25 protein-coding genes are annotated in these 26,373 nt (G+C 62.0%); 9 read left to right on the plus strand and 16 right to left on the minus strand.

The window, feature by feature from the left end; translation table 11 throughout:
- Positions 1-57: 57 nt before the first annotated feature.
- The 3 genes from CO670_RS13165 to CO670_RS13175 all read right to left on the minus strand — a co-directional run bounded on the left by CO670_RS13165 (position 58) and on the right by CO670_RS13175 (position 2,102).
- Positions 58-825 carry an SDR family oxidoreductase gene (locus CO670_RS13165; RefSeq protein ID WP_097590642.1) on the minus strand — a complete coding sequence of 256 codons (768 nt, stop codon included), beginning with the start codon at positions 823-825 and terminating at the stop codon, positions 58-60.
- Between the two features lie 87 nt (positions 826-912).
- On the minus strand, positions 913-1,164 hold the full coding sequence (locus CO670_RS13170; protein ID WP_088688675.1) for an exodeoxyribonuclease VII small subunit: 252 nt from the start codon (positions 1,162-1,164) through the stop codon (positions 913-915).
- A gap of 2 nt (positions 1,165-1,166) precedes the next feature.
- Positions 1,167-2,102: a histone deacetylase family protein gene (locus CO670_RS13175; protein ID WP_097590643.1), complete on the minus strand. Its 936-nt coding sequence runs from the start codon at positions 2,100-2,102 to the stop codon at positions 1,167-1,169.
- A gap of 188 nt (positions 2,103-2,290) precedes the next feature.
- Between CO670_RS13175 and CO670_RS13180 the strand changes: the two genes are divergently transcribed.
- Positions 2,291-2,692, plus strand: coding sequence for a thioesterase (locus tag CO670_RS13180; RefSeq protein WP_097590644.1), 402 nt, complete (start codon positions 2,291-2,293; stop codon positions 2,690-2,692).
- 6 nt (positions 2,693-2,698) lie between these two features.
- Here the strand turns inward: CO670_RS13180 and CO670_RS13185 are convergent, their stop codons facing one another.
- Positions 2,699-3,349, minus strand: coding sequence for a GntR family transcriptional regulator (locus tag CO670_RS13185; RefSeq protein ID WP_097590645.1), 651 nt, complete (start codon positions 3,347-3,349; stop codon positions 2,699-2,701).
- A gap of 161 nt (positions 3,350-3,510) precedes the next feature.
- Here CO670_RS13185 and CO670_RS13190 point away from each other — a divergent pair, with 161 nt between their 5' ends.
- The 3 genes from CO670_RS13190 to CO670_RS13200 all read left to right on the plus strand — a co-directional run bounded on the left by CO670_RS13190 (position 3,511) and on the right by CO670_RS13200 (position 7,889).
- Positions 3,511-4,935, plus strand: a complete 1,425-nt coding sequence (locus CO670_RS13190) for a malonyl-CoA decarboxylase (protein ID WP_097590646.1) — start codon at positions 3,511-3,513, stop codon at positions 4,933-4,935.
- Complete coding sequence (locus CO670_RS13195; protein ID WP_097590647.1) at positions 4,932-6,446, plus strand: malonyl-CoA synthase; 1,515 nt, start codon at positions 4,932-4,934, stop codon at positions 6,444-6,446. Before CO670_RS13190 ends, CO670_RS13195 begins: the two co-directional genes overlap by 4 nt.
- A gap of 93 nt (positions 6,447-6,539) precedes the next feature.
- Positions 6,540-7,889, plus strand: coding sequence for an SLC13 family permease (locus CO670_RS13200; protein WP_097590648.1), 1,350 nt, complete (start codon positions 6,540-6,542; stop codon positions 7,887-7,889).
- Positions 7,890-7,991: 102 nt separating this feature from the next.
- Here CO670_RS13200 and CO670_RS13205 read toward each other — a convergent pair whose 3' ends face one another.
- Positions 7,992-8,378: an ectoine synthase gene (locus CO670_RS13205; protein WP_088678471.1), complete on the minus strand. Its 387-nt coding sequence runs from the start codon at positions 8,376-8,378 to the stop codon at positions 7,992-7,994.
- Positions 8,379-8,605: 227 nt separating this feature from the next.
- On the opposite strand from CO670_RS13205, the gene CO670_RS13210 reads away from it, so the two are divergent.
- A complete protein-coding gene (locus tag CO670_RS13210) occupies positions 8,606-9,499 on the plus strand; it encodes a LysR substrate-binding domain-containing protein (protein ID WP_097590649.1) in 894 nt (297 codons plus the stop codon).
- Positions 9,500-10,013: 514 nt separating this feature from the next.
- On the plus strand, positions 10,014-11,153 hold the full coding sequence (locus CO670_RS13215) for an acyltransferase (protein ID WP_097590650.1): 1,140 nt from the start codon (positions 10,014-10,016) through the stop codon (positions 11,151-11,153).
- A gap of 168 nt (positions 11,154-11,321) precedes the next feature.
- Here CO670_RS13215 and CO670_RS13220 read toward each other — a convergent pair whose 3' ends face one another.
- The 3 genes from CO670_RS13220 to CO670_RS13230 are packed head-to-tail and all read right to left on the minus strand — an operon-like array spanning position 11,322 to position 13,192.
- Positions 11,322-11,885, minus strand: coding sequence for a biotin transporter BioY (locus CO670_RS13220; RefSeq protein ID WP_088678470.1), 564 nt, complete (start codon positions 11,883-11,885; stop codon positions 11,322-11,324).
- A gap of 24 nt (positions 11,886-11,909) precedes the next feature.
- Positions 11,910-12,518 (minus strand): energy-coupling factor transporter transmembrane protein EcfT, encoded by a 609-nt coding sequence (locus CO670_RS13225; protein WP_097590651.1) that lies wholly within the window; start codon positions 12,516-12,518, stop codon positions 11,910-11,912.
- A complete protein-coding gene (locus CO670_RS13230) occupies positions 12,518-13,192 on the minus strand; it encodes an ABC transporter ATP-binding protein (RefSeq protein WP_097590652.1) in 675 nt (224 codons plus the stop codon). Before CO670_RS13230 ends, CO670_RS13225 begins: the two co-directional genes overlap by 1 nt.
- A gap of 127 nt (positions 13,193-13,319) precedes the next feature.
- Between CO670_RS13230 and CO670_RS13235 the strand changes: the two genes are divergently transcribed.
- A complete protein-coding gene (locus tag CO670_RS13235) occupies positions 13,320-14,510 on the plus strand; it encodes a winged helix-turn-helix domain-containing protein (RefSeq protein ID WP_097590653.1) in 1,191 nt (396 codons plus the stop codon).
- Positions 14,511-14,766: 256 nt separating this feature from the next.
- Here the strand turns inward: CO670_RS13235 and ribB are convergent, their stop codons facing one another.
- The 3 genes from ribB to CO670_RS13250 form a co-directional block, all read right to left on the minus strand.
- On the minus strand, positions 14,767-15,870 hold the full coding sequence (gene ribB / locus CO670_RS13240; RefSeq protein WP_088678466.1) for a 3,4-dihydroxy-2-butanone-4-phosphate synthase: 1,104 nt from the start codon (positions 15,868-15,870) through the stop codon (positions 14,767-14,769).
- A gap of 9 nt (positions 15,871-15,879) precedes the next feature.
- Entirely contained in the window at positions 15,880-16,977 is a 1,098-nt protein-coding gene (gene aroC, locus CO670_RS13245) for a chorismate synthase (protein ID WP_097590654.1), read from the minus strand.
- 177 nt (positions 16,978-17,154) lie between these two features.
- Complete coding sequence (locus CO670_RS13250; protein WP_097590655.1) at positions 17,155-20,325, minus strand: EAL domain-containing protein; 3,171 nt, start codon at positions 20,323-20,325, stop codon at positions 17,155-17,157.
- A gap of 245 nt (positions 20,326-20,570) precedes the next feature.
- Between CO670_RS13250 and CO670_RS13255 the strand changes: the two genes are divergently transcribed.
- Positions 20,571-20,831 (plus strand): DUF1344 domain-containing protein, encoded by a 261-nt coding sequence (locus CO670_RS13255; protein ID WP_003569889.1) that lies wholly within the window; start codon positions 20,571-20,573, stop codon positions 20,829-20,831.
- Positions 20,832-20,929: 98 nt separating this feature from the next.
- Here CO670_RS13255 and CO670_RS13260 read toward each other — a convergent pair whose 3' ends face one another.
- From CO670_RS13260 to CO670_RS13275, 4 genes are all read right to left on the minus strand, one after another.
- Positions 20,930-21,520 (minus strand): histidine phosphatase family protein, encoded by a 591-nt coding sequence (locus CO670_RS13260; RefSeq protein ID WP_097590656.1) that lies wholly within the window; start codon positions 21,518-21,520, stop codon positions 20,930-20,932.
- Between the two features lie 25 nt (positions 21,521-21,545).
- Complete coding sequence (fabI, locus tag CO670_RS13265) at positions 21,546-22,364, minus strand: enoyl-ACP reductase FabI (RefSeq protein ID WP_088678463.1); 819 nt, start codon at positions 22,362-22,364, stop codon at positions 21,546-21,548.
- Positions 22,365-22,485: 121 nt separating this feature from the next.
- The gene (locus CO670_RS13270; protein WP_097590657.1) at positions 22,486-23,685 is read right to left on the minus strand and encodes a DnaJ C-terminal domain-containing protein; all 1,200 of its coding nucleotides are present in this window, start codon (positions 23,683-23,685) and stop codon (positions 22,486-22,488) included.
- Between the two features lie 333 nt (positions 23,686-24,018).
- Positions 24,019-24,477 (minus strand): RT0821/Lpp0805 family surface protein, encoded by a 459-nt coding sequence (locus tag CO670_RS13275; protein ID WP_097590658.1) that lies wholly within the window; start codon positions 24,475-24,477, stop codon positions 24,019-24,021.
- A gap of 65 nt (positions 24,478-24,542) precedes the next feature.
- Here CO670_RS13275 and pdxH point away from each other — a divergent pair, with 65 nt between their 5' ends.
- The gene (gene pdxH / locus CO670_RS13280; RefSeq protein ID WP_097590659.1) at positions 24,543-25,163 is read left to right on the plus strand and encodes a pyridoxamine 5'-phosphate oxidase; all 621 of its coding nucleotides are present in this window, start codon (positions 24,543-24,545) and stop codon (positions 25,161-25,163) included.
- Positions 25,164-25,168: 5 nt separating this feature from the next.
- Here pdxH and CO670_RS13285 read toward each other — a convergent pair whose 3' ends face one another.
- Complete coding sequence (locus CO670_RS13285) at positions 25,169-26,206, minus strand: polysaccharide deacetylase family protein (RefSeq protein ID WP_097590720.1); 1,038 nt, start codon at positions 26,204-26,206, stop codon at positions 25,169-25,171.
- Positions 26,207-26,373: the final 167 nt, after the last annotated feature.

Consider the following 26,373-nt stretch of genomic DNA (forward strand, 5'->3'; position numbering starts at 1 on the left):
GAAGCATCCGCGATAGATAGGGGCTGGAGCGTGGCGCGTCCAATCGAACATGTCCGCTCAGATCGCGGTGAAGCCGTTGTCGACGAAGAGGTGGGCGCCGTTGACGAAGCTCGAGTCGTCGCTCGCGAGATAAAGGGCGGCTCGCGCCACGTCTTCCGGTTCGCCGATCCGTCCCTGCTGGGCGGCGATGGCAGCATCTGACACATCGACGCCGAGCGCCTGCAGGTCGGCGACCTCACGCAGGCCGTGCGGCGTGCGGATGAAGCCGGGGCAGACGGCGTTGCAGCGGATATTGCGGTCGCGGAACTCTACCGCAATCGCGCGGGCAAACATATGCACGGCGCCTTTCGTCGTGTCGTAAAGCACTTCCATCGGGGTCGCGGCGACGGCAGAGATCGACGAGGTGCAGACGATCGAGCCGCCCCCGGCCGCAATCATCTTCGGCAGCACGGCCTTGGTCATCAGGAACATCGAGCGCACATTGACGGCGTGCAGCCAGTCCCATTCCTGAACGGTCGTTTCCAGGAAGGGTTTGATGACGATGGTGCCGGCATGGTTGAACAGCACGGTGACCGCGCCATAACGTTCTTCGACGCCTGCAACGGCGGCGTTGACGGCTGCTTCATCCGAGACATCGGCGGTCCAGTGGTCGGCTTCGCCGCCGGCATCACGGATCGCCTTGACGGTCTCTGCCGCCGCCTGGCCATTGCGGTCGATGATCGCGACGCGCGCGCCTTCCGCGGCAAAAAGCTTCGAGGCGGCACCACCCATGCCGGTGGCGCCGCCTGAGATAATGGCGACCTTGCCTTCCAATCTGTCCGTCATTGTCTGTCCCCTCATGGTTCTTGAAGGGGATCATAGATCGGCCGCAAGCCGATCGCCAAGCGCCTTAGAAAGGCCGCGTCGCTGCGCTCAGGCCCCGTCCAGCGGCTCGACGCCCTGCGGCTTGCCGGCGCGGTCGAGCCTGATCTTCTCGATGCGGTTTTCGGCCGCCGAAAGCAGGGTCTCGCAATGTTTCTTCAGCGCTTCGCCGCGCTCGTAAATCTCGATCGATTCATCCAGCGCCACGTCGCCGCGTTCGAGCCGCGCAACGATGCTTTCGAGTTCGGCGACCGCCTTTTCGAAGGAAAGGCCGGTCACTTCCGGCTTGGCGCTGTCAGTCATTCTCAACCCTTCATCATTCTCAGAATATGCATGCCCGCCGATTCGGCGAGCCCTTCCAGATCATAGCCGCCTTCGAGCAGGCTGACGACCCGGTTCTGCGCATGCCTGTCCGCCAGTTCGAGAATGCGCCCGGTCGCCCAGTCGAAATCCTCGCCGGTCAGGTTGATCTGCGCCAGCGGATCGCGGTGATGCGCGTCGAAGCCGGCGGAGATGATGATGAGATCCGGCCGGAAATCGGCAAGTGCGGGCAGCACGCGCGATTTGAACGCCTCGCGGAAATGATCGCTGCCGACATTCGGCGAAAGCGGCGCGTTGACGATGGTGTTGTGCTTGCCCTTCTCCTCCTTGGCGCCGGTACCGGGATAGAGCGGCATCTGATGCGTCGAGCAGAACAGCACCGAAGGGTCGTCCCAGAAGATATCCTGCGTGCCATTGCCGTGATGCACGTCCCAGTCGACGATGGCGACGCGCTCGGCGCCATGCGCCTTCTGTGCATGGCGGGCGGCGATCGCCGCATTGTTGAAGAAGCAGAAACCCATCGCCGTCGTCTTTTCGGCATGGTGCCCGGGCGGCCGGGCGGCGACGAAGACATTGTCGGCCCGGCCCAGAAAGACGTCGTCGACCGCCGCCATCGCGCCGCCGATGCCGGTCAGCGCCGCCTGCAGGCTCTTTTGGCTGGCGTAGGTATCGGCTTCGAGCTGGTTGATCCGATCTTCCTCGTCGGGGATCTCCCGCATGACCGCGGCAAGATGTTCTTCCGGATGGGCCAGCAGCACCGCATCCTCGCTCGCCTGCGGCGCCTGCCGGCGCTCCAGCCGCTCGAAATTCGGATGTTCCAGCGCGACATTGATGGCGCGGATCCGATCCGACCGCTCCGGATGGCCGGAAGGCGTCACATGTTCCAGGAAGATCGGGTGTTCATAAAGACGGGTGCTCATGGAGACACTCTATCGGCCGCTTGTGTCATGTTCCACAGCAGATGGGGCATCGCCTGATGATTTCAACAAGCGCTCCGCCGCACCATCTCGCCGGCGGCAGCATTATAAATTCCTGTCATCTCAGCCGTTTACTTCGAAAAACGCCGTGCTACTGTCGTTAACGGGGAATTTTGCAGGCAGAGTTGTTGATGAGTCAGTCGAAACGCCCGGGTGTGACGGAAATACATGTGCCGTTTCGCGATGTCGATATGACCGGCCGGATGTTTCTGGCCTCCTATATTTCCTATGCCGAATCCGTCATTGCAAGCTTCTGGTCGTCGCGGCCCGAGGTCGAGGACGAACCGGTCTATAACGCCAGCAAGATTACCTGCGTTCTCCACCGCCCGCTGCATTACGACGAGCCGGCCCTTTTTACCGCCGCGGTCGACAAGATCGGCGTGCGCTCCATCGGCTTCATCGTCTCGATCGATACGGGGGAGGAGCGCGCCGCCGAGGTGGAAATCATCTGGCAGGCCCGCAGCGGCGAGGATCAGCAGCCGGCCTCGCTGCCGGAGGAAACGCGCGACTGGCTTTACCGGTTCTTGGATTAGGACAGTCTATCTCGCCGCCATGCTGGCGACCAGGTCGCTGAACCTTTCCCCCTGAATGCCGACATGTGTGCGCAGCAGGCGGCGGGCTTCATCTCCGTTTCCGGCAAAGATCGCATCGACGATGGCGCAATGTTCTAAGAAGGAGGTCGACAGGCGGTTGCGCACGCGCAGCTGGAGACGGCGATAGGGGCGCAGGCGTCGGTGCAATTGCACGCATTGCTCCTGCAGGAAGTCGCTGCGGCTCGCGGCGTAGATGGCCTTATGGAATTCCTCATTGTCGTAATAGTAGGCGTCGCTGTCGCCGGCGCCGGCGGACTGCTCGCAGCGGCTGTGGCTGGCGGTGATCGCGTCCCGGGAGGTCTTGTCCAGCCGGCGTGCGGCGAGCGATCCCGCCAGGCCCTCGAGCTCCGCCATGACCTCGAACATTTCGTAAATGCGGTGCGGGCCCGGATCGATCACGACGGCGCCCCGGCGCGGGCGGATTTCGATGAGTCCGATCGCATCGAGCTGCATCAGCGCCTCGCGCACCGGCGTTCTCGATACGCCGAAGCGATTGGCGAGCACGGTTTCGTCTAGCCGTTCGCCGGGGACGAATTCGGAGGAAAGTATTGCATTTTCAATCTCATCCCGTAGCCACCGGCCGACATTCTCGGACATGTCTCTCGCTTCCTTCATACATAAATGCCATTCTTGTATACACAAACATTGACTTCGTGTACGAGGAGTGACAATGTACATACTACAGATGAAGCCCTGCGATGGGAAGCAGTGTCCAAGGCGCCTATAATGCGGCCGCCTTCAGAAGAGAGGAGAATGGCATGCCCGAAGCTTCTTTCTTCACCGACATGCTGCAAAGCATTACGGATCACGGGCGCCAGCTTCTGTTTTCCGGCTCGCGCAACACCCAGGTCGCAGCAAAAGTCGATCTGCAGACGCTTTGCGAGATGCTGTTGTCGAGCCGGGGTGAAGCATCCGGCATGGCCCTTGCGGCCGAGATACTCGATCGCTGGGGCGCGCTCGACAGCGAGGGCGCGCAGACATTTTTCCATATGCTGCATGAAAAGTTCGGGCCCGACACGGTGAGGCTCGACCAGGCAATGGAAAATTACCGCACGGACAAAAGCGCCGCTGCGGTCATCGCACTGCATCAGGCGGCGGAACCGCGGCGGCAGGAGCTCCTGCGCCGGTTGAATCACGCGCCGAACGGCACCGCCAGGCTCGTGCGGATGCGTCAGCAGCTGCTTGCTTCGAAAGACCAGTCCGAAGCCTATCAAGCGTTGGACGCCGACTTCACGCATCTGTTCGGCTCCTGGTTCAATCGCGGCTTTCTGACGCTGCGGCCCATCGACTGGTCGACGCCGGCCTCCATTCTCGAAAAGATCATCAAATACGAGGCCGTGCACGAGATCGCCGGCTGGGAGGAGCTGCGCCGTCGTCTGGCGCCGGCCGACCGCCGATGCTTTGCCTTTTTCCATCCGCGGCTGGCCGATGAGCCGCTCGTCTTCGTTGAAGTGGCGCTTACCCGCTCCGTGCCGAAAGCGATCGCAGATGTGCTCGACGAGGGGCGGGAGCAGATCAATGCCGACGAGGCGACGACGGCCGTCTTCTATTCGATCTCCAACTGCCAGGATGGCCTGCGCGGCATCTCCTTCGGCAATTTCCTGATCAAGCAGGTCGTGGAAGATCTGCGCAAGGACCTGCCGGGTCTCAAGAATTTCGTCACGCTATCGCCCGTCCCGGGTTTTGCCCGCTGGCTTGCCAAGGTGCGCGCCGCGACCGGCGATCGGTCTCTCTCCGAAGCGGCCCTGAAAACGCTGACCTTGCTCGACGATCCGAACTGGCCCGACAAGGAGAGTAGCGCGGCCGACGTGGAGCGCGTGCTGCTGCCGCTTGCGGCCCGCTACTTCCTGACCGAACGCACGCCGGAGGGCCGCCCGGTCGATCCCGTCGCCCGCTTCCATCTCGGCAATGGCGCCCGGCTTGAAAGAGTGAATTTTCTCGGCGATCGCTCGCCGAAGGCGATGCAGCAGGCGCATGGTCTGATGGTCAACTATCTCTACAAGCTCGACGACATCGTGGCCAACCACGAGGCCTTAGCGCAGCGCGGCGAAGTGATCGCCTCGCCTGCGGTCAAAAACCTGCTCGACCAGAACGATGAAGGCCGCCGCGGCGGCAATGGCCAGCAAGGCTCTCGCGCATTTGCGCAACTGATGAATTCCACGCTTGGAGGAGGGCGAAAGTGAGCAACCATCTTTTCGACGCCATGCGGGCCGCCGCACCCGGTGGCGCACCGTTCATGCGGACCGGCAGCGGGCAAACATGGACCTATGACGAGGCCTTCGCTCTTTCCGGCCGCATTGCCGGCGCGATGGACACGCTCGGCATTCGCCCCGGCGATCGGGTCGCGGTGCAGGTGGAGAAGAGCGCCGAGGCATTGATCCTCTATCTCGCCTGTCTCAGAAGCGGCGCCGTCTACCTGCCGCTCAACACCGCCTATACGCTGGCCGAGCTCGACTACTTCATCGGCGACGCGGAGCCGCGTCTGGTGGTGGTTGCCTCGACCGCCCGCGAAGGCGTGGAGACAGTCGCCAGGCCGCGCGGCGCGATCATCGAGACGCTCGATGCTGACGGCAGCGGCTCCCTGCTCGATCTGGCGCGCGACGAGCCGGCCGACTTTGTCGACGCCTCGCGCTCCGCCGATGATCTGGCTGCGATCCTCTACACCTCGGGAACGACGGGACGCTCCAAGGGAGCGATGCTCACGCATGGAAACCTGCTCTCGAACGCCCTGACCCTGAGAGACTACTGGCGCGTCACGTCAGGCGACCGGCTGATCCATGCCCTGCCGATCTTCCACACGCATGGGCTCTTCGTCGCCACCAACGTCACATTGCTCGCCGGCGCCTCGATGTTCCTGCTGTCGAAATTCGACGCCGACGAAGTCGTTTCACTGATGCCGCAGGCAACGATGCTGATGGGCGTGCCGACCTTCTACGTGCGCCTCCTGCAAAGCCTGCATTTCGGCAAGGAGGCGGCAGCCAATATCCGCCTCTTCATCTCAGGCTCGGCGCCGCTGCTTGCAGAAACACATAGCCAGTTCCAGGCGCGGACCGGTCACGCGATCCTCGAGCGCTACGGCATGACGGAAACCAATATGAACACCTCCAACCCCTATGATGGGAAGCGCATCGCCGGAACGGTCGGTCTGCCGCTGCCTGATGTGACGGTGCGCGTCACCGATCCCGCCACCGGGCTGGTGCTGGCACCTGAACAAACCGGCATGATCGAGATCAAGGGACCGAACGTCTTCAAGGGCTACTGGCGCATGCCGGAAAAGACCGCGGCCGAGTTCACCGCGGACGGGTTCTTCATCAGCGGCGATCTCGGCAAGATCGACCGGGACGGCTATGTGCACATCGTCGGCCGCGGCAAGGATCTGGTGATCTCGGGTGGATACAACATCTATCCGAAAGAGGTCGAAAGCGAGATCGACCAGATCGACGGCGTGGTCGAGAGCGCGGTGATCGGCGTGCCGCATCCCGATTTCGGGGAAGGTGTAACAGCCGTCGTGGTGTGCAAGCCCGGCGCCGGCCTGGATGAAAAGACCATCGTCAGCGCGCTGCAGGATCGCCTCGCGCGCTATAAGCAGCCCAAACGCATCATCTTCGCCGAGGACCTGCCGCGCAACACGATGGGCAAGGTTCAGAAGAACATCCTGCGGCAGCAGTACGCCGATCTTTACACCGGGACGTAAGACGACCGCCCTCTGGGAGGAGGGCGCGTCGGTATCCGCATCGATATTGCAAACAGCAACCACGGCGCTGGAGGCGTCGGAGGGAGGGGAATCATGGGTATTGAAATACTGGCCATAGGCCTGCTGGTCGCGATGTTCATCGTTGCGACGATCCAGCCGATCAACATGGGCGCGCTCGCCTTTGCCGGCGCTTTCGTGCTTGGCTCCATGACCATCGGCATGAAAACCACCGATATTTTTGCCGGCTTTCCGAGCGATCTGTTCCTGACGCTCGTCGCCGTCACCTATCTCTTCGCCATCGCGCAGATCAACGGCACCATCGACTGGCTGGTCGAATGCGCCGTCCGCCTGGTGCGCGGACGCATCGGCTTGATCCCCTGGGTGATGTTCCTCGTCGCCGCCGTCATTACCGGTTTCGGCGCTCTTGGGCCCGCCGCCGTCGCCATCCTCGCGCCCGTTGCGCTGAGCTTTGCCATCCAGTACCGGATTCACCCCGTCATGATGGGCCTGATGGTGATCCACGGCGCGCAGGCGGGCGGCTTTTCACCGATCAGCATCTATGGCGGCATCACCAACCAGATCGTTGCCAAAGCCGGCCTGCCTTTTGCTCCGACGTCCCTGTTTCTCTCCAGCTTCTTCTTCAACCTGGCGATAGCGGTGCTGGTCTTCTTCGTTTTCGGCGGTGCAAAGGTCATGAAGCACGTTCCCGCAGCATCCTTTGGCCCCTTGCCCGAACTGCATCCCGAGGGCGTGTCGGCCTCGATCAGAGGTCATGGCGGCACGCCGGCAAAGCCCATCCGGGACCATGCCTACGGCACGGCGGCCGATACCGCCGCGACGCTGCGTCTGAACAACGAGAGAATTACCACCCTGATCGGCCTGACGGCGCTCGGCATCGGCGCCCTGGTTTTCAAGTTCAATGTCGGCCTCGTCGCCATGACCGTGGCCGTCGCTCTCGCGCTTTTGTCCCCGAAGACCCAGAAGGCGGCAATCGACAAGGTCAGCTGGTCGACCGTGCTGCTGATATCAGGCATCATCACCTATGTCGGCGTCATGGAGAAGGCGGGTACCGTCGATTACGTGGCGAACGGCATATCCAGCCTCGGCATGCCGCTGCTGGTGGCGCTGCTGCTTTGCTTTACCGGCGCCATCGTCTCGGCCTTTGCATCCTCGACCGCGCTGCTCGGCGCGATCATCCCGCTAGCGGTCCCCTTCCTCATGCAGGGACATGTCAGCGCCATCGGCGTCGTCGCCGCCATCGCGATCTCGACAACGATCGTCGACACCAGCCCATTCTCCACCAATGGTGCCCTCGTGGTTGCCAATGCGCCGGATGACAGGCGAGACCAGGTCCTCAAGCAGCTGCTGGTCTACAGCGCGCTGATTGCCATTATCGGCCCGATCGTCGCCTGGCTGGTGTTCGTTGTGCCGGGGCTGGTTTGACGTAAGGCCGCCGAGCCCATCATTTTCCGCCGTAGGCCATCGCCCGCGGCGGCGAAAAACCTGAACGGCGCGATGTACGCTATTTGCGGCGGAGGGGGTGGCTCAGTATTCCGAACCGCTTCTATTGTTCAGATCGTGACGTTCCGTCCCTTTCAACGGTGGATTGAAGACGCTGACGAGGATGAGATCCTCATCCTTGCCACCGCGCAAATAGTGCCGATCGTGTTTGTCGAGAACGTAGATATCGCCGGCGCGGATGGGGAAGACATTGCCGTCCATATCCTCGACCTCGCCTGCTCCCTGGATGCAGTAGCAGGCCTCCAGGTGGTTGCGGTACTGCAGCAGGGCTTCCGTGTTGGCGCGAACGACGGTGTGGCAGACCGTAAATCCCATCCCGTCATCCCTGGTCAGCAGACGATGGCTTGTGCCATTGCCCCAATCGACGAAACGCTCGGTCTGCTCCACTTCTTTCAGGCTTCTCACAAACATGTTCTTCTCCTCGCGAATGGCGGAGATGTTTCGTTCTCCACAAGTCATTAGGCACCGGAGCGGCTGCTCATTTCAAATGATCTAATTTGAGTGAATTGTAAGAATACTTTACATATGATCTGGCCTTGAGCGAGGCCAAAATCCGTTCACAGCACTGACTTCCGTTGAAAGATTTGACATATCAGGCGGACAGTGAATCCTGCTGCTTATGTAAGGAATTCGAACATATGCAACTGCCGCCGCTGAACGCATTGAGAGCCTTCGAAGCGACCGCCCGGCTGATGAGCCTGTCAAAGGCCGGAGACGAACTGCATGTGACTCACGCAGCGATCAGCCATCAGATCAAACATCTGGAGACCTGGCTGGGGCGCAAGCTGCTGCAGAAATCCGGACGCGGCGTCGCGCTGACGCCGGCGGGCGCCGAATATTATCTGGCCGTCTCGGGCTCGCTGGCCGCCATCGCCCACGCAACCGGCAACATGCGCAGAGACCACAATATGCGTTCGATAACCGTGGGATGCATTCCTTCGATCGCGTCGCGCTGGCTGGTTCCGGCACTTCCATCTTTCCGGGAGAGCGATCCCGATCTTGATGTCAGGATCGTCTATGCAAAAGCGGAAGAGCGCTTCGATGACGAAAGCCTGGATGTTCTCATTACCATGGGGGAAGACTTGTCAGGGGGACGGGAGAGCCGCCTGCTTTTCTCCCGGCGCAACCAGCCGGTGGCCAGCGTTCATTATCTGGCCAAGCGGAATTGGACCGCCGACAGCGTCCCCTTTGCGGCCGCCGACCTGCTGCACGATGAATCCGTGGACGGCTGGAAAGAATGGTTCCGAAAGGCTGAGGTTACGGCGCCCGAGCAGCTTCGAGGGCCTATATTCCAGGATTTCAACATTCTTGCCACGGCGGTGATCGCCGGGCATGGAATTGCACTATGCCCTGTCGAAGTGTTTCGGCGAGAAATCGATCGCGGCGACCTCGTCGTGCTTTCGGATATTTCGACGGCAGAAACCCAGGGATATTATCTGATCACCAGCTCTTGGGCGAAGAAGCCGGTTCGTCGCTTTGCGGAATGGTTCACGGCGGAGTGCCGATCCGCCAGTCCGCCGATGATGGAATAGACTGGCGACCACTGGGCAACCGTTCATTTTGACGTGATCTGGAATGTCATGAAAGTTTCATATCGGGGCTATTGCGGAGATTGAAAAATAATCTACACTTTCGATCAGGAAACAAGATTTCCTGATGGAAAACGAAAGGATACTGATTGGATACATTTTTCTCGAATGCGATGCCCCTCGCATTTTTCGCCCTGGTTCTTGCCTTGATATTCGCGACTGGCAAGCGCAGTTCAAGAAGTTCCGGCGATGGCGGGGGAGGCTGGTTCGAGGCCTCGGACGATGGCGGCTGTGACGGCGGCGACGGAGGTGGAGGAGACTAGATCAAACAAAAATCGATAGAATGCCCGACCGCCTTAAGGCGGTTTTTTGTTGCCCGAATTTTGGGCGGTGCCGAGATTTGGCAGGCAAGCAGACCAACGGATCCAACACTGAATCTAATTTTTGCTCGTCCTGGCTGTCTTGCGCCCTATGTCAGTCGAGGCGGCGCTGGGCAAGGTGTTGGAGAAAATAAAGTATGGCAAAATCTGAGGCCGGAAGCCGATATATTTACGGCATCGACGCATTGCGATTTGTGTGTGCGCTCATGGTAACGGTGTTTCATCTTGGATTTGCTTCCTGGGCTTCGCCCTTTTATCTGAGACCGTATAAAATGCCCCTGATCGAGAATGTCGCCCAGCCAGGATGGGTTGGCGTTGAATTGTTCTTCGTCATATCGGGACTCGTCATCGTCAACTCGGCCGCTTCCGCCAGTGCGATGTCATTTCTCAAGGGGCGAATTCTGCGGCTGTATCCGGCGGTGTGGATATGCGCATCCCTGACGCTGATCGTTATCGCGACCGAAGACGTGAACAGGCGCATCATCAAGAATTATCTGCGGTCGATCACGCTCTACCCCGGCGGCCCATGGATCGATGGCCAATATTGGACCTTGGCCTGTGAGATCTGCTTCTACGCCCTTGTCTTCATCATGTGCGCGGCCGGGCAAAAGACGAGGATGCCCGCCTTGGCGCTCGGCCTGTCGCTGGCCAGCACAGCTTTCATTTTCCTCCTATCTGCCTTTCCTGATTCAGCCACCCTGGCGATATTCACGGACACTGCCTGGCGAGCGATACCCTTTTATTATGGCTGCCAATTTGCCATCGGAATCTACATATGGCTTTTGTCTCAAGGCCGGATGAACCGAATTGCCTGGGTGGGTTTGATCTGCGCTCTGGTGACAGGGGCTGTTCAGATATACATGGCAGGCTTGAGCACCAGCGATCGCACGCTCGCCGCAGCGGGTCATTCCTTCTCGCCGTTTCCGGCCCTCTCGATTTGGCTGGCGGGGCTGATATTCATCGTTGCAAGCGTGGGCTATAGCGAGCGGATCAGCCGTCTGCCGAACTCTCTCCTTCGATTGGTCAAAACCCTCGGATCCATGACCTATCCGCTCTATCTCCTGCATTTCGCGATCGGCGTCCAACTTCTCGATTGGCTGACCGCTCTGGGGATGACGCCGCTGATTGCGCTTGCTTTGGCCGTTGCGATCGTCTGTGCGATGTCGCTGGCAGTGTGCAAATGGGGAGAGCCGCCGATCCGCAGTGCCTTGCGATCAGCTTTCGACAGGCTGGGGCAACGCGCATCAGGTTTACGGACGAAGGAGTCCCGGGTTTAGGTGCGGCGCTTGACCATCGCAGTGAGACACAATGATGTCGATTCCGCCGCCCGTCGCTGGGTCAGTCGACAACGCAAGCGACACTCAAGGCGGCCGCAACGCAAAGTGGCCGCCCTCGTGTGAAGGGCGGTCATCGTCGGCATTTGCCGATAGATCGGGCTTCCAGGCTTAGGCGCGCGCCGGGAGCAGGGGATAGCCGACCATGACCGCGCGGCCGAGGAGGGCGGCGACGAAAGCTTTGGTCACGTCGCCCGGCAGATAAGCCATCGAGCCGATGAAGGCGTTCGGGAAGCCCATACCGCCGGCGGTCGCCAGATAGGCAATGCCGAAGGCGTAGAGCACGACGATGCAGCCGACCATCGCGGCGAGGAAGAAGCTTACCGTCTGCACCAGGCCGGATTGCTGGTGGTTGACCAGACGTTCGCTGAGATAGCCGGTGACGAAGGCGCCGAAGATCCAGCCGATGAGGAAGCCGGCCGAAGGCGAGGCGAAGATGGCAAGGCCGCCGCGGCCGCCGGAAAGCACCGGCTGCCCGAAGGCGACCAGCAGCAGCACGATCACCACGGCAATCGCGCCGCGCCGGGCGCCGAGCACCACGCCGGCCATCATCACGCCGAGCGACTGGGCGGTGATCGGCACCGGAATGAAGCCGAGCGTGATCGGCGGCAGCAGGCCGAGCGCCACGATGATCGCGGCAAAGAGAGCGGTAAGAACGAGGTCGCGGGTGCTCATCATGAACTCCGTATTGATAGATTGTTAATTCCCATGCCGCCGAATGCCGCGCGCGTCAATCGCCGCGGCGACATTATCCGCATCCCTGAGCGTCAGGATGATCAGCGGCGCGAGCAGCGTGGTCGGCCGGATCTTCAGTCCGCGCGCCCTATGTGCCTCGCGGATTGCCTGATGCCGGCCGAGAATTTCCGGCACGAAGCGCAAGACGAGCCCGATGGCCAGGCCTATGTCGTCGGCCTGCACCCGGCCGGTGCGCTCCAGCGGGCGGGCAAGCGCCGTCACCTCGTCGATGAACTGGGCAATGGTCGTCGTGGCCGTGACGGCGGCGGCCAGAAGCATCAGCGCCGTCAGCCGCAGCAGGGTCACCAGCGCGTCGTGCCACGGGTTGAAAATGAGGTTGAACAGCGCCACGACGGCGATCGTCAGGAAGATCGGCCGCAGCCGCCTCAATCCCTCCGCCATGGGCATGCCGACCATCCGGCAGACGATCGCCGCCAGCAGCACGGCGACCGAAAGAAGGGCGATGTTCTCGCTGATGAACAGCACGACGCTGACGATCGCAAGCGACACCAGCTTTACGCGTGGCGAAAGCCGATGCATTGCGCTGTTGCCTTCGACATAGAGCGACTGCATCAGGCGGCGATCTCCCTGTAGCGGGCAATCGCTTCGGCAGCCGGCGCGTCCGCGGCAAGCCGACCCTCGTGGAACAGCAGCACCCGTTCGAAATCGGCGATCAGTTCCAGGTCGTGGGTGATGACGATGGCGCTTTCCGTCAGGCCGGCGATGATCTTTTCGACCAGCGCCCGGTTCTTGAGGTCGAGCTGGTTGGTCGGCTCGTCGAGGATGAGAATGTTCGGCCCTGTCGCAAGCACGGAGCAGAGGGCCGCCACCTGCAACTCGCCGCCGGAAAGCTCGTGCGCCCGGCGACCGGCGAGCGTCTCGGCGCCGAAGCGGGCAAGCACGCCCTCGACCTTCGCCTCGATTTCCGCCTTGGTGAAACCGCGCCGCTTCAGCCCGAATGCGATGTCGTCCCGGACGATCGGCAGGATGATCTGGTTCTGCGGCGACTGGAAGATGAAGCCGACATCGGCCGCGGCCGCCTTTTCATCGCTCGTATCGCGGCCGTTGACGATGACCCGCCCGATCGATGGCTTCGTCAATCCGTTGATCAGCCGCGCGAAGGTCGTTTTGCCCGAACCGTTGAGCCCGATGACACCGATGCGCTTATCGCCGAGAGCAAGCGTCAGCGGCTCCAGCGCCACCCGCGTCCCGAAACTAACCCCGGCACCTTCGAAACGAATATCCAAACCAGCCCTCACGTCCATGCGATCCGCTTCTATACGGCTTATCCCTCGCGATGAAAGAGCTAAATCCGTCGATATTGCGTGCTCAATATCGGGTGGCTAGGAAGATTTTCCGGATTATGATGCGCGCATGACGAATCTGCTCTCCAATTCCGACGCCCGCCGCGTCTTCCTCGCCAAGCAGGGGCTCAGCGCTCCACCGAACCGCGCCTTGACCAAATCAGGGCTGCTGCAGCTCATCCACGAGCTGGGTTTCGTCCAGGTGGACAGCATCCAGATGGTGGAGCGGGCGCATCATCAAATATTGTTCTCCCGCAATCAGACCTATCGGCGCGAACATCTAAAAGCTCTGCTTGAGAAGGAACGAGCGCTCTTCGAGCACTGGACACACGATGCCTCCATCCTGCCGAGCGCCTTCTTTGTTTATTGGAAGCACAAGTTCCGCCACCAGGAGAAGGTCCTCATCGAACGCTGGCGCAAATGGCGCGGCGAGGGCTTCGAGGCGGCCTTCGAGGAGACCTATGAGCGCGTGCGGCGCGACGGCGCGATGCTAGCACGCGACGTTAAGGCCGATGGCCACGTTTCGGGAGGCTGGTGGAATTGGCATCCGAACAAGACGGCGCTCGAATATTTCTGGCACACGGGCAAGCTCGCCATCGCCGGCCGCTCGAACTTCCAGAAGATCTATGATCTCACGGAGCGGGTCATTCCGGCGGAATTCCGCGAACCGGAGGTCAGTCGCGAAGACTTCATCGACTGGGCCTGCCGCAGCGCGCTCACCCGCCTCGGCTTCGCCACCCATGGCGAGATTGCAGCCTTCTGGAATCTGGTCTCGCCCGATGAGGCCAAGGCCTGGGTCGCCGCCCATCGCGATGAACTGGCCGAGGTGCTGATCGAACCGGCGCTCGGCGACAAGGCGCGGTCATCCTGGGCTTTTGCCGATTTCTTCTCGACGCTCGACAGCTATCCGGATGCGCCGCCCCGCATCCGCGTGCTCAGTCCCTTCGATCCGATGATCCGCGACCGCAACCGCACCGAACGCCTCTTCGGCTTCTTCTACCGCATCGAGGTTTTCGTGCCCGAAGCCAAGCGCGAATACGGCTACTATGTCTTCCCGCTGCTCGAAGGAAACAGGCTGATCGGCCGGATCGACATGAAAGCAGATCGGAAGAAGTCGACGCTCGACGTCAAGCGGCTCTGGCTGGAACCGGGCGTGAAGGCTTCGGCGGGGCGGCTGGAGAAGCTGGAGGCCGAGCTCGACCGGCTTGCGCGGTTTGCGGGCGTGGAGAAGGTTGTGCTGCTGGAGGGGTGGCGGGGGTAAGCGAAGTCGTCCGATATAATCTTGCTCAACGAGGAACCGAGGCGCGGCCACGACGCCGCTTCTCCCCAGCGGGGAGAAGATGCCGGCAGGCAGCTGAGGGGGTGAGCGGCAAAGCCGCGAATGCGCTGAGCGTAAGCGAAGGGCAATAAATGTCGTGCCGTGCGGCCCCCTCATCCGACCCTTCGGGCCACCGACCGGGGTCGAGCCACGCGCCTCGACCCGTGCTTCGGACCCCCGCTGGGGAGAAGGGGAGTGCTCAGCAGATCTCCGTCTTGCTGATCTTGATGCCGAAACCTTCCAGGCCGACATAGTGCCGCTCGCGGCTGGTGAGCAGTTTGATCGAGCTGACGCCGAGATCCTTGAGGATCTGTGCGCCGAGGCCGATTTCCAGCCATTCGCTGTCGCGGGTCTGCGCTTCCGTATGGGCTTCGCGGCCCTGGCTGCGGGCCTTGCGGCCATTGTCGTAATGGCCGACGCCGACGGACCCCTCGCGCAGATAGACGATGACGCCGCGTCCTTCCTCGGCGATCTTCTGCATGTAGAAGTCGACCGGGCTTTTCTTGCCGAAGAGATCTTCCGCGACGTTTTCGGGATGCAGGCGGACCGGGATATCGACGCCGTCACGGATATCGCCGAAGACGACGGCGAGGTGCTGCATCGGATCCCAGGGAAGAGAATAGGTATGCGCCTTGGCTTTGCCGAACGGCGTTTCGATATCGAAGCTTGCACCATGTTCGACCAGCGTTTCCTTGCGCTGGCGATAGGCGATGAGATCGGCGACGGAGAGGAGCTTCAGCCCATGCTGCTCGGCGAATTCGACCACCTGCGGGCCACGCGTGACGGTGCCGTCGTCGTTGACCAGCTCGGAGATGACGCCGATCGGCGGCAGGCCGGCGAGCTTGCAGAGATCAACGGCCGCTTCGGTATGGCCGGAGCGCATCAGCACGCCACCCTCGCGGGAGACGAGCGGGAAAATATGGCCGGGACGGACGAAATCGGAAGGTCCGGCATTGGGGTTGGCCAGGTTGCGCACCGTCAGCGTGCGGTCGTCGGCGGAGATGCCTGTGGTCGTGCCGTGCTTGAAATCGACCGAGACCGTGAAGGCCGTCGTATGGGCGGAATCGTTTTCCGCCACCATGGCATTGAGGTTGAGGCGCTTGGCCTCTTCCTTCGGCATCGGCGCGCAGACGATGCCTGACGTATGGCGAACGATGAAGGCCATCTTCTCCGGCGTGGCGTGCACGGCCGCGACGATCAGGTCGCCCTCGTTCTCGCGGTCGTCATCGTCCATGACGACGACGATTTCGCCGGCTTCGAAGGCCCTTATGGCATCGACGACGCGCTTCTGGTCATAAGGCATGGGGCGCTCCTATTTCAGGCGGCCGGTCTGGCCGCGATCGCGAAGATAATGGTCGGCGATGGCGCAGGCGACCATCGCTTCTCCGATCGGCACGGCGCGGATGCCGACACAGGGGTCGTGCCGGCCCTTGGTGCGGACGTCGACATTCTTCCCTTCGGCATCGATCGACTGGCGCTCGGTCAGGATCGAGGACGTCGGCTTGACGGCGAAACGCGCCACGACCGGCTGCCCGGTGGAGATGCCGCCCAGAATACCGCCGGCATTGTTGGAAAGGAAGATCGGCGTGCCGTCGTTACCCATGCGCATCTCGTCGGCATTGTCCTCGCCCGAGGTTTCCGCGGCGGCGAACCCATTGCCGATCTCCACGCCCTTGACGGCGTTGATCGACATCAGCAGCGAGGCAATGTCCTGATCGAGCTTCGAGTAGATCGGCGCGCCGAGACCGGCGGGCACGCCTTCGGCGATCACTTCGATGACGGCGCCGATCGAGGAGCCGGCCTTGCGGATGCCGTCGAGATACTCCTCCCAGACCGGCACGATCGCGGCGTCAGGCGAGAAGAACGGGTTCTGCCCGACTTGGTCCCAATCCCAGTTGCGGCGGTCGATCTTGTGCTTGCCGATCTGCACCAGTGCGCCGCGCACAGTGACGCCGGGCGCCACGAGGCGGGCGATGCCGCCGGCCGCGACGCGTGCCGCCGTCTCGCGCGCCGAGGAGCGGCCGCCGCCGCGATAGTCGCGAATCCCGTATTTGAGGTCATAGGTATAATCGGCATGGCCGGGGCGGTATTGCCGGGCGATCTCACCGTAATCCTTGGAGCGCTGATCGGTGTTCTCGATCAGCATGGAGATCGGTGTGCCGGTTGTCGTCATCGTCTCGCCGTCGGCATCGAGCATGACGCCGGACAGCACTTTCACCAGGTCGTCCTCGCGCCGCTGCGTGACGAAGCGGGATTGGCCGGGCTTGCGCTTGTCGAGCCAGACCTGCAGGTCTTCGAGCTTGAAACGCAGGCCCGGAGGGCAGCCGTCGACGACGCAGCCGAGCGCCGGACCATGGCTTTCGCCCCAGGTGGTTACGCGGAAGAGGTGACCGAATGTATTGTGCGACATGTGTTCCCACGGGTGGCGCGCCAAAGCCGGTCGCGCCATTGCTTGAAAAGGCGCGACACTCATAGGCCAAAAAACCGCCGAGGCAAAAGCCTTTCTTTGCGCGGAACCGGCACGCTCGGGAAATGCTGTTTCCCACTTTTGCGAACAGCGGAAGCGAGGACGCCCGGCAGGCGGCGATCATGACGCCAGGCGCCATCCGGTTCCGGCCGCTTCGGTGGCGAAATCGTCGAAGGAGAGCGGCCGCGAGAATGCATAGCCCTGCAGGATATCGCAGCCGAGATCGCGCAGCAGTTCGGCATGGGCTGCCGTCTCTACACCTTCGGCCACGGTCTCGACGCCGAGCGAGCGGGCGATCTCGATGATCGAGCTGACGAGCGCGCGTTCCTGCGAGGAGCCGATGATCGGCTGCACCAGCTGGCGGTCGATCTTCAGCCGCTTGGGCTTCAGCTTGAGCAGGCTGACGATCGAGGTATGACCGGTGCCGAAATCGTCGATCTCGATATCGATGCCGAGCGCTTTGATGCGCTCGAGATTGTGCGAGACGACGTCCTCGCTCTCGTCGAGGAAGATCGATTCCACCAGTTCGAAGGAAAGCTCGCCGGGACGGATATGCAGGTCGGCGAGCGATTCCAGCAGGCTGCCGTCATGCAGCCGCCGCGCCGAGACATTGACCGAGACCTTGGGAACGGCAATGCCGCGCGCGGCCCAGCGCATCCTGTCGCGCAGCGCCGCTTCCAGCACGATCCGGTCGAGCGTCTGCACGACGTTGATCTCGCCGGCGATGCGCAGGAACTTGTCGGGCGTCAGCAGCCCCTTGGACGGATGCTTCCAGCGCACCAGTGCCTCGACACCCGTCAGTTCCATCGTGCGGGCTGAGAATTGCGGCTGATACCAGGCGGTGAATTCGCCATTGTCGATGCCGGCGAGGATCTCGTCGGCCGTGCGCTTGGTGTTGACGATATCGGCCTGAAGATTGTGATTGAAGAATTCGAAGCGGTTGCGGCCCATGCTCTTTGCCCGATAGAGCGCGATATCGGCATTGATCAGCACTTTGCGGGCATCGACATGGATGCCGTTTGCGAGCGCGACACCGATCGACACGCCGCAGCGGCAGGAGAAACCCTGGAAATCGATCGGCTGGCGCATTTCCTCGATGATCCGCGCCGAGAGCTCGGCCATCTGCGCGTCGTCGACATCGACGGCGAGGATGACGAATTCGTCGCCGCCGATACGCGCGACGATATCGCTGCCGCGGACGTTCCTGGCGAGCACCCTCGAGGCGTGCACGAGCATGGCGTCGCCGGCGGCATGGCCGAGCGTGTCGTTGATTTCCTTGAAGCGGTCGAGGTCGATATGAAGGATCGCGAATTTCTGCCGCTGCAGGACGCCGTCTTTGGTCAGGGTTTCGAGCGCGATGTCGAGCTTGCGCCGATTGGCGAGCGCGGTCAGCGGATCGTGCAGCGAGTTGTGTTCGATCCTGTTCTTGGCAAGCTCGAGCTCGATATTCTTGGCGACTGCCTCGTCCTTGGCTGCCTTCAGCCGGATCGTCATCAGCACGTCTTCGGTGGCGTCGAAGGCGATGCCCATGATCTTCATCTCGCCGCTCGCCGTCTGGTGGACCTTGCCGACCGAGCGTACGTAGCGCACCGAGCCGTCGCCCGCGATCACGCGGCAGACGAGGGTATGCGTATCGCCCGGCTGCTTGAAATAGCGCGCACTTTCGAGCGCCAGGCCCCGGTCCTCGGGATGGATGCAGCCGAGCCATGTCTCCTCGGTCATGAAGCCGTGGCGGGGTTCGAGCCCGTAGAGCTCGTACATTCGCTCGTTCCAGATCGAACCGCCCCGATGGGGCCGCGCCTCCCAAATGCCGCACTGATAGGAATTGAGCGCCAGATCGAGCCGGCTCGAAAGCTCGGCGAGCTGCCCCTCGCGGCTCGAAAGCTCTTCGAGCGCCAGCTCCAGCTCGGCATTCTTGACCTCGCTCGTATCCTTGGCCCGGCGCAGATTGTCGGTCGTCTCCGCATCGGCAGTCACGTCCCAGACAATGCCGATCGTCTTGCCCGTGCCGCCGGCATCCGTATAGAAGGCGCCGACCGAGCGCAGGTGGCGGATGCCGCCACCGGCAAGCATGACGCGGTATTGCCCCGTGCAGGCGGCGCCGGCGATGCTGCAGCTGAAGAAATGCACTTCGGCAATTTCGCGGTCGTCGGGCAGGATCGCCGCCAGCCATTCGTCGAGCGGCCTGGCTCCTTCTTCCGCCGTCTTGCCGTGCAGGGCTGCGGCACGGGCGTCCCAGAGCACGCTATTGGCGTGATCCTGCAGTTCCCAGATGCCGATATTGGAGGATTCAAGTGCCAGATTGAGCCGCTGCGACAGTTCCAGCAGTTTTGCTTCGCGCGTCTCCAGCTCGGTGATGTTGCGGTTGCGTTCGCCGAGCAGCAGCGTCACGAAGAAGATCGGGATGATGATGATGCAGCCGGCGGCGAGGACGATCAGGCGCAGCTCGGTCCGGTTCTCCGGGATTGCCTCCCAGCCGCCGGTCGGCACGGCGGAAACCTCCCACTTGCCCCCGGCAAAGGCGATTTTCCGGCGCACCGGATCCTTGCCGTCCATATCGGGCGGGCCGAAGAAAGGTGCCACTGCCGCGCCTGCCGTGCCGATATCCCGGATGGCGATCGAGAGATGATCGAGATGCGGATAGCGTTCCTGGTTCTCGCGGTCGCGGGCCGGCAGCAGCCCCGCCGCCTCATAAAACATCTTCTGGTCGATGGTGACTTCGACCGCGCCCCAGATCCGCCGCTCGCCGTTCTCCTTGACGAAGACGGGGAAGAAGATGGCGAAGGCATCCCGCCCGTCGGCCTGGATCGGACCATAAAAACGCGCTGTCTGATCGCCGGCCGCCGTCGTCATTGCCTGGCGCGAGAAGAGGGCCTCGCGAACGTCGCGGCCTATACGCTCGCTCCCCGATTGCGGCGGATGAACGTCTTTGACGATGAAGTCGGGTGCGACGGCGATATGAATGAAAGGCGGGTTCTGGATCAGCAGCCAGTTGATCTGGCGTTCCATTTCCTCCCCATTCGCGGTGCTGGTGAGGGAGATCAGGTTCGAAAGATCGCGGACGATGCTAAGGTCCATGCTGATCTGCGCCATGACGCGGGCGCGAATGAGATTCGTCTCGTTTTCGGTGCGGATATGAAGTTCGCGTACATAAGACGCAGTATTGGCCCGGTCGAGAGCGACGCCCACCATGATAACGACGAGGGCGGCAAGCGACGAAACCAGAAAAGAGACGCGGGTATTCTTCAACACGCGCCGAAACTGCTTGTTGTCGCCCAGCCTGGATAGCAAGATAAGACCCTCGTGTTCGCGAGCAACTGTAGGGCCCGAGGGTTAATTTACGCTTGCCCGCATTCGATGCCGGACAGTTCGGGGAGGAGGAGAAAGACACGGTTAACGCGCTGTCTTGATTATATTTAAAATCCTATTCATCAATTGGGCGGGAAAAGCCATTCTTACGGGCAATTTTCGCCATATTCAGGAGCTTATCTGTGGCCGGTCATGTTCTCGTGCAGCGCTTCAAAAGGATTGTCGCCATGCGTTTCGTCGTCGCCACGCTTTTGGCTACAGCAAGCTTCCTGTCGCCGATGAGCGGCTTTGCCGAGAGCGCCGATGTGGAGGCGACGATCAAGAAGGTCGATACGGCAAATCTCGTGCTGACGCTCGATGACGGCAAGACCTATCAGGCGCCCGAGGAATTCAATTTCGACGGTCTCGAAGCCGGCGTGAAGGTGATCGTCTTCTATACCGAGGTCGACGGAAAGCGCGTCATCAACGATCTCGATATCGTCAAGTAGGCGGGCTTGACGGAGGCGCGTCGCGTAGGATTATGCGGCGTGCCTTCCTTTGACCGCATCCCATTGTCCCGACATAGCTGCATAAGCCTAGACGATGCTTACAGCCAGGCGATCGTCCGCTCGCCGGTGTCGATCCTGACGATCTGATCCTGCGGGATCCCGCCTTCGGCAGCGGTGCTCTTCGGCAGGTCGGCGATCATCTGGAACAGCGTTCGGATGACGCCGCCATGGGTGACGCAGACCGTCGGGCGATCGACGGAACTCAGCCATGAGCCGGTGCGCCAGGATAGGATTTCATAGCTTTCCGCGTCGTCGCCCGGCGGGATGAAGTCCCATTTCGAGGCGTTGCGTTCGGCCACCCTTTCGCGCTGCGTCGCCTTCAATTCCTTGAGCGTCGAGCCTTCCCACTCGCCGAAGGATATCTCCACCAGCCTGGGATCGGTGCGGTAGGCGAGCGGCGGCAGCCCCATTGCGGCGCGCATGATCTCCATGGTCGCGCGCGTGCGCCCGAGCGGGCTTGCGACGAAATCGAATTCGCCGACCGTGTCGCCGAGGATTTCCGCAAGGGCAATGCCGTTCTGCCGGGCCTGCTCGAGGCCGACGGCATTCATCGGAACGTCCTTCTGACCCTGCAGGCGGCGCTCGGCATTCCAGTCGGTCTGGCCGTGTCTGATCACGTAGATAAGCACGGTCTCGGCTCCGTTTATGGAGAAATCAGTCCTTGACGACCGAAATGTCGGGTGCGTCGACCGCCTTCATGCCGATGACATGATAACCGCTGTCGGCGTGGTGAACTTCGCCCGTGACGGAGCGTGACAGATCGGAGAGGAGATAGAGGCCGACATCGCCGACTTCCTCGATGGTGACGGTACGGCGCAGCGGCGCATTGTACTCGTTCCACTTCAGAATGTAGCGGAAATCGCCGATGCCCGAGGCTGCGAGCGTCTTGATCGGTCCGGCCGACACGGCGTTGACGCGGATGTTCTGTGGCCCGAGGTCGACGGCGAGGTATTTGACGCTGGCTTCGAGCGCGGCCTTGGCGACGCCCATGACGTTGTAGTTCGGCATCACCTTTTCCGCACCGTAATAGGTGAGGGTGAGCATCGAACCGCCTTCCGTCATCAGCTTCTCGGCGCGGCGTGCGACCGAGGTGAAGGAATAGACGGAGATCTGCATCGTCTTGGCGAAGTTGTCGGCCGAGGTGTCGACGTAGCGGCCGGTCAGCTCGTCCTTGTCGGAGAAGCCGATCGCGTGCACGAGGAAGTCGATCTTGCCCCACAGCTTCTCGACGTTTGCGAAAACCTCGTCGATGGTGGATTCGTCGGCGACGTCGCAGTGGCCGACGAGCGTCGCGCCGATTTCAGCCGCGAGCGGCTCGACGCGCTTCTTCAGCGCATCGCCCTGATAGGTGAACGCGACCTCTCCGCCCTGTGCATGAATGGCCTTGGCAATACCCCACGCAATCGAACGATTGTTGGCGACACCCATGATGACGCCGCGTTTGCCTGCCATGAGGCCGGATGCTTGAGCCATATTTCGCTCCCTAGGAATCTGATCGATCCTGCCTATGGCATAGGCCGTTAATCGGTTCAAGCTTGGCCGAGATCATCAACTGTTAGGTATCGTAACAAAGGGTGCGAATGTCATAAAAATTTCACAGGAACAGGCCTTCGCGCATGCTCCGCATGAGATCGGTGACTTTGTCGTCGGGTTTTTCCCACAGCATGATGCGCAATTCGACGACCAGATCGCCCCTTCCGCCTTCTTCGCGGGGCAGACCCTGACCGGCAATCCGGATCGTCTTGTCCGAGCCGGACCATGCGGGCACCGTCACGTTCAGCGGCCCGTTCGGGCCATCGATGTGCGCCTCGGTGCCGAGCACGGCATTTTCGATGCTGAGCGGCAATACGGCGTGCAGATCGAAACCGTCGACCCTGAAACGCGGATCGGGCGCGATACGGATGGCGATGACGGCGTCGCCGCGCTGCATGCCCGGCAGCTTGAAACCCTGTCCCTTGAGCCGCACCTCATGGCCGTCCGTGGTGCCGGCCGGCAGGGCGAAGCCGATTTCGCGCCCCTCCGGCAGCGAGGCGGTAACCCAGCTGCCCTTGAGCACGTCGTCGATCGTGACCGTCGCTGTCGCCACCTCGTCAGGCGCCTTTTCGGCAGCCGCATCCTTGGCCCCGGTGAAACGGCGCACCAGCGACGTCAGAATGCTGAGCGGCAGCGACAGGTTGGCGCCGGCATTGGCCGCGGTGTCGCCGGGCTCGCCGTCGCCCTTCATGTCGTTCTCGGCGGTCTCGCCATCCGGGCGCTTGCCGGCCTCGGCCTGCGTCTGGCTCTGTGTTTGCTGCTGCGGGGCCTGCTGATATGGAGCCTGCTGATAGGGAGCCTGCTGGGCGCGGCTCTGCGCCTGGCCGCCGGCAGCCGCACGCGCGCCGAAGATGCGCTCCACCATTTCTTCAGCGGCTTCGCCGGAGCCGGCCTGTTGCTTGGCGCTGTCGGCAGCCGCCTTCTGGGCGGCGCGCGCCAGCTCTTCCATCACACGTTCGGCATTGGCCTGCGCCGCCTTGGCGCGGACGGCGGCTTCGCGGGCAGCCTGGCGCTGCTGCATGATCGTTTGTTCCTGCTTCTTGGCTTCCGCCATGCGCACGGCATTGTCGAACAGGCTGCGCTTGCGCGGATCCTTCAGCGTCTCGTAAGCGCGGCCGATTTCGGCGAACCGGGCGGCCGCCGTCGGATCGTCCCTGTTATGATCGGGATGGACGGCTTTGGCCATGTTGCGCCAGGCCGCCTTGATCTCGTCTGCCGCCGCGTCGCGCTTGACGCCAAGAATCTTATAAGGATCGCGCATGTAAACCGCCGGTGTTGTGATGCGGCAGGCCCATGTCCTTGCCCGGCATCCCCGCCCAATATCTAAAGTCCAATATCAACTCGTCAGCCGCCACCCGCCGCAAAGGCAGGGAGAGCCGTTCTCAGCCCCGATCGTGCGGCCGAGTTGCTAATCACTTCTTATTTCTATTGGGAGACAGGAGATGTTTTGCCCCGAATGGTTAGCTCTTTGCTAAGCATTCGGCAGAACGCGACCGGCCGTTAACTTCCGGAGCGCCGTGATTCTTTCTGGCGCGCAAAGACGCCGCAGGGCTTTGGCTTGTGCGGTAGGGGAGGGGTGATTCCCGGGGATCAATCAGCTTTCCGGCTGGAAGCTCAGGAGCTGCCAGTTGCCGCCGCCGACGAGGCAGGTCTTGCCGTAGAATTTGGCGATGCCGACATAGGAATGGCGCGTCGTGCGGAACTGGCGGCAGACCTGGCCGGATTCATTGTTCTCGACGATCGTATCGATGACGCCGGCGCTGCCCGTCGATGCATTCGCCCAGGGGAGCGGCTGGCCTTCAAGCTTATGCACGTCGGCCGAGGTCACGGCGTTGCGCACGGTCATTTCGTCGGAGAGCGTATCGGTGCTCGGCGGCGTCTGCGGCACGGTTCCGGTTGCCACCGACCGGTCGACCTTGGCTTCACTCAGAAAATCCATCCCGCCTGCAAGGCAGCCGGAAAGCGACAGCATCGCGATGCCCATGACCAAGAACGCGCTGCCGCGTCGCCGCAGGGCCTTTGTATGGCGATATGACTTTGCTATGACTTCCACCCTGCATCCTGTCCAGTTATGAAAAGCTGGGCGATTTTTGAATAATCCGGGGCATTTGAGCTAATATGTCGGCAAACGAGTTAACAAGCGGTGACTTTACCGAAAGTGGCGAGCCCTTCAAGCTTTTTGCCGAATGGCTGAAAGAAGCGGAGGCTTCCGAGCCCAACGATCCCAATGCCGTGGCGCTCGCCACGGTCGATGAGGATGGTCTTCCCAATGTCCGCATGGTTCTCCTGAAGGGATTCGATGACGACGGTTTCGTCTTCTACACCAATTTCGAGAGCCAGAAAGGTCGTGAAATCTTGGGGCAGAAAAAAGCCGCCATGTGTTTCCACTGGAAAAGCCTGCGCCGCCAGGTCCGGCTGCGCGGCCCGGTCGAGATCGTGACCGATGGCGAGGCGGACGCCTATTTCAAAACACGCGCCCGCGGCAGCCGCATCGGCGCCTGGGCGTCCAAACAGTCCCGCCCGCTCGAAAGCCGGTTTGCGCTGGAGAAGGCCGTGGCGGAATATACCGCGCGTTATGCCCTCGGCGATATCCCGCGCCCCGCCCACTGGTCCGGTTTCCGCATCCGCCCCACCTCGATCGAATTCTGGAAGGACCAGAAATTCCGCCTGCACGATCGCATCGAATTCCGCCGGCCGTCGCCGGAAGGCGAATGGGAAAAGGTGAGAATGTATCCCTGACGGGCTTACCGGCCCATGAGCTTCAGCGGTATGCCGGAGGCGAGTGCGGAGACGTAGCGTCGCTTCTGGTAGAAGCCGTTGAGCGAAATGCGCGGCAGATAGGTCGTCCGGCCGACAGCCGGTAGCCCCGGCTGCGTGGTGACGGCGACCCCAAAGCCGAGATTGCCGGCAATCCGCGCCTCGCGGCCGGTCGCGGCCTCAGGCGTGCCGTAGGGATAGGCGATCGTCGTCGGGCGATTGCCGGTCAGCGCCTCGATGTAATCGGCCGACACCTGCATCTCGATTCTCGCTTCGGCTTCCGGCAGGCGGGCAAGCGCGCGATGGCTAATCGTATGCGCGCCGAGCGCTGCGAGCGGACGCCCGGCGAGCCATTGCAGCTCGCCGGGACCCATCACCAGGTCGCGCGTGATATCCGTCGGCTCGATGCCATTCTCCCGCGCCAGCAGGTCGATGGCGGCGACGGCGCGGGCCTCGTCGGAGCGGTGGATATAGGCGGCGAAACGGTCGAAGGCATTCCATTGCTGCTGCGGGTTGTCGAGCCCGAGGCGCTCCTTGCCGCGGCCGAAATCGAAACGCAGCTCCGGCGCCTGGCGCAGCAGGATGGCGAGCGTTTCCCACCAGATGCTGTGCGAGCCCTCGGCAAACCCTTCGGCGACGAACACCGTGAACGGCGCCTGATGCCGCTCGAAGACCGGCAGCGCGTGCTCCAGATTGTTGCGGTATCCATCGTCGAGCGTGAAGGCTGCGAATGGCCGCGCACCCTCGGGCTCCGCCAGCAATGCCGGCACCGCATCGAGCGGTACGAAGCGGTAGCCTTCCCGCCTCAGCTGCCGCAGTGTTCCATCGAGAAAGCCGGGCGTGATTTCGAGATGCGCGTTCGGCTCGAAGGCCTGGGGCGCGTGCGGACGGACATGATGCAGCGTGAAGACGACGCCGCGACCGCGCGCCGCGCGCATCCGGCCGGCCGAGGCGAGAAACCAGGATGCCTCCAGCCCGGCGGCGATCGCCGCGCGTTTTGCCAGTCGCTTCCATTGTCCCGTCATGCGGCGCCCGCCCATTTGAGCAATTCCGACAAAAATGCGCAGTGCCTTTGCATCAGGAATGCGTGAAAACGAAGAGAGAGCATTTTCGGCTTGGAGAAATCGGAAAATGCTCTAGGTTTGCCGAAACTAGCAGGCGCAACTTAAGCCTTGCTGAATCCCGACATAGC

The sequence above is a fragment of the Rhizobium sp. J15 genome (genome assembly GCF_002531825.1).
Classification (GTDB): domain Bacteria; phylum Pseudomonadota; class Alphaproteobacteria; order Rhizobiales; family Rhizobiaceae; genus Rhizobium.

Bases quoted from the DNA above. Each gene is read 5' to 3' on its own strand.
- CO670_RS13215 (WP_097590650.1), top strand. From the start codon at position 10,014: ATGGCAAAATCTGAGGCCGGAAGCCGATATATTTACGGCATCGACGCA.
- CO670_RS13210 (WP_097590649.1), top strand. From the start codon at position 8,606: ATGCAACTGCCGCCGCTGAACGCATTGAGAGCCTTCGAAGCGACCGCC.
- CO670_RS13235 (WP_097590653.1), top strand. From the start codon at position 13,320: ATGACGAATCTGCTCTCCAATTCCGACGCCCGCCGCGTCTTCCTCGCC.
- pdxH (WP_097590659.1), top strand. From the start codon at position 24,543: ATGTCGGCAAACGAGTTAACAAGCGGTGACTTTACCGAAAGTGGCGAG.
- CO670_RS13205 (WP_088678471.1), bottom strand. From the start codon at position 8,378: ATGTTTGTGAGAAGCCTGAAAGAAGTGGAGCAGACCGAGCGTTTCGTC.
- CO670_RS13255 (WP_003569889.1), top strand. From the start codon at position 20,571: ATGCGTTTCGTCGTCGCCACGCTTTTGGCTACAGCAAGCTTCCTGTCG.
- CO670_RS13175 (WP_097590643.1), bottom strand. From the start codon at position 2,102: ATGAGCACCCGTCTTTATGAACACCCGATCTTCCTGGAACATGTGACG.
- CO670_RS13165 (WP_097590642.1), bottom strand. From the start codon at position 825: ATGACGGACAGATTGGAAGGCAAGGTCGCCATTATCTCAGGCGGCGCC.
- CO670_RS13285 (WP_097590720.1), bottom strand. From the start codon at position 26,206: ATGACGGGACAATGGAAGCGACTGGCAAAACGCGCGGCGATCGCCGCC.
- CO670_RS13170 (WP_088688675.1), bottom strand. From the start codon at position 1,164: ATGACTGACAGCGCCAAGCCGGAAGTGACCGGCCTTTCCTTCGAAAAG.
- CO670_RS13200 (WP_097590648.1), top strand. From the start codon at position 6,540: ATGGGTATTGAAATACTGGCCATAGGCCTGCTGGTCGCGATGTTCATC.
- ribB (WP_088678466.1), bottom strand. From the start codon at position 15,870: ATGCCTTATGACCAGAAGCGCGTCGTCGATGCCATAAGGGCCTTCGAA.
- CO670_RS13270 (WP_097590657.1), bottom strand. From the start codon at position 23,685: ATGCGCGATCCTTATAAGATTCTTGGCGTCAAGCGCGACGCGGCGGCA.
- CO670_RS13225 (WP_097590651.1), bottom strand. From the start codon at position 12,518: ATGCAGTCGCTCTATGTCGAAGGCAACAGCGCAATGCATCGGCTTTCG.
- fabI (WP_088678463.1), bottom strand. From the start codon at position 22,364: ATGGCTCAAGCATCCGGCCTCATGGCAGGCAAACGCGGCGTCATCATG.
- CO670_RS13185 (WP_097590645.1), bottom strand. From the start codon at position 3,349: ATGTCCGAGAATGTCGGCCGGTGGCTACGGGATGAGATTGAAAATGCA.
- CO670_RS13190 (WP_097590646.1), top strand. From the start codon at position 3,511: ATGCCCGAAGCTTCTTTCTTCACCGACATGCTGCAAAGCATTACGGAT.
- aroC (WP_097590654.1), bottom strand. From the start codon at position 16,977: ATGTCGCACAATACATTCGGTCACCTCTTCCGCGTAACCACCTGGGGC.
- CO670_RS13220 (WP_088678470.1), bottom strand. From the start codon at position 11,885: ATGAGCACCCGCGACCTCGTTCTTACCGCTCTCTTTGCCGCGATCATC.
- CO670_RS13180 (WP_097590644.1), top strand. From the start codon at position 2,291: ATGAGTCAGTCGAAACGCCCGGGTGTGACGGAAATACATGTGCCGTTT.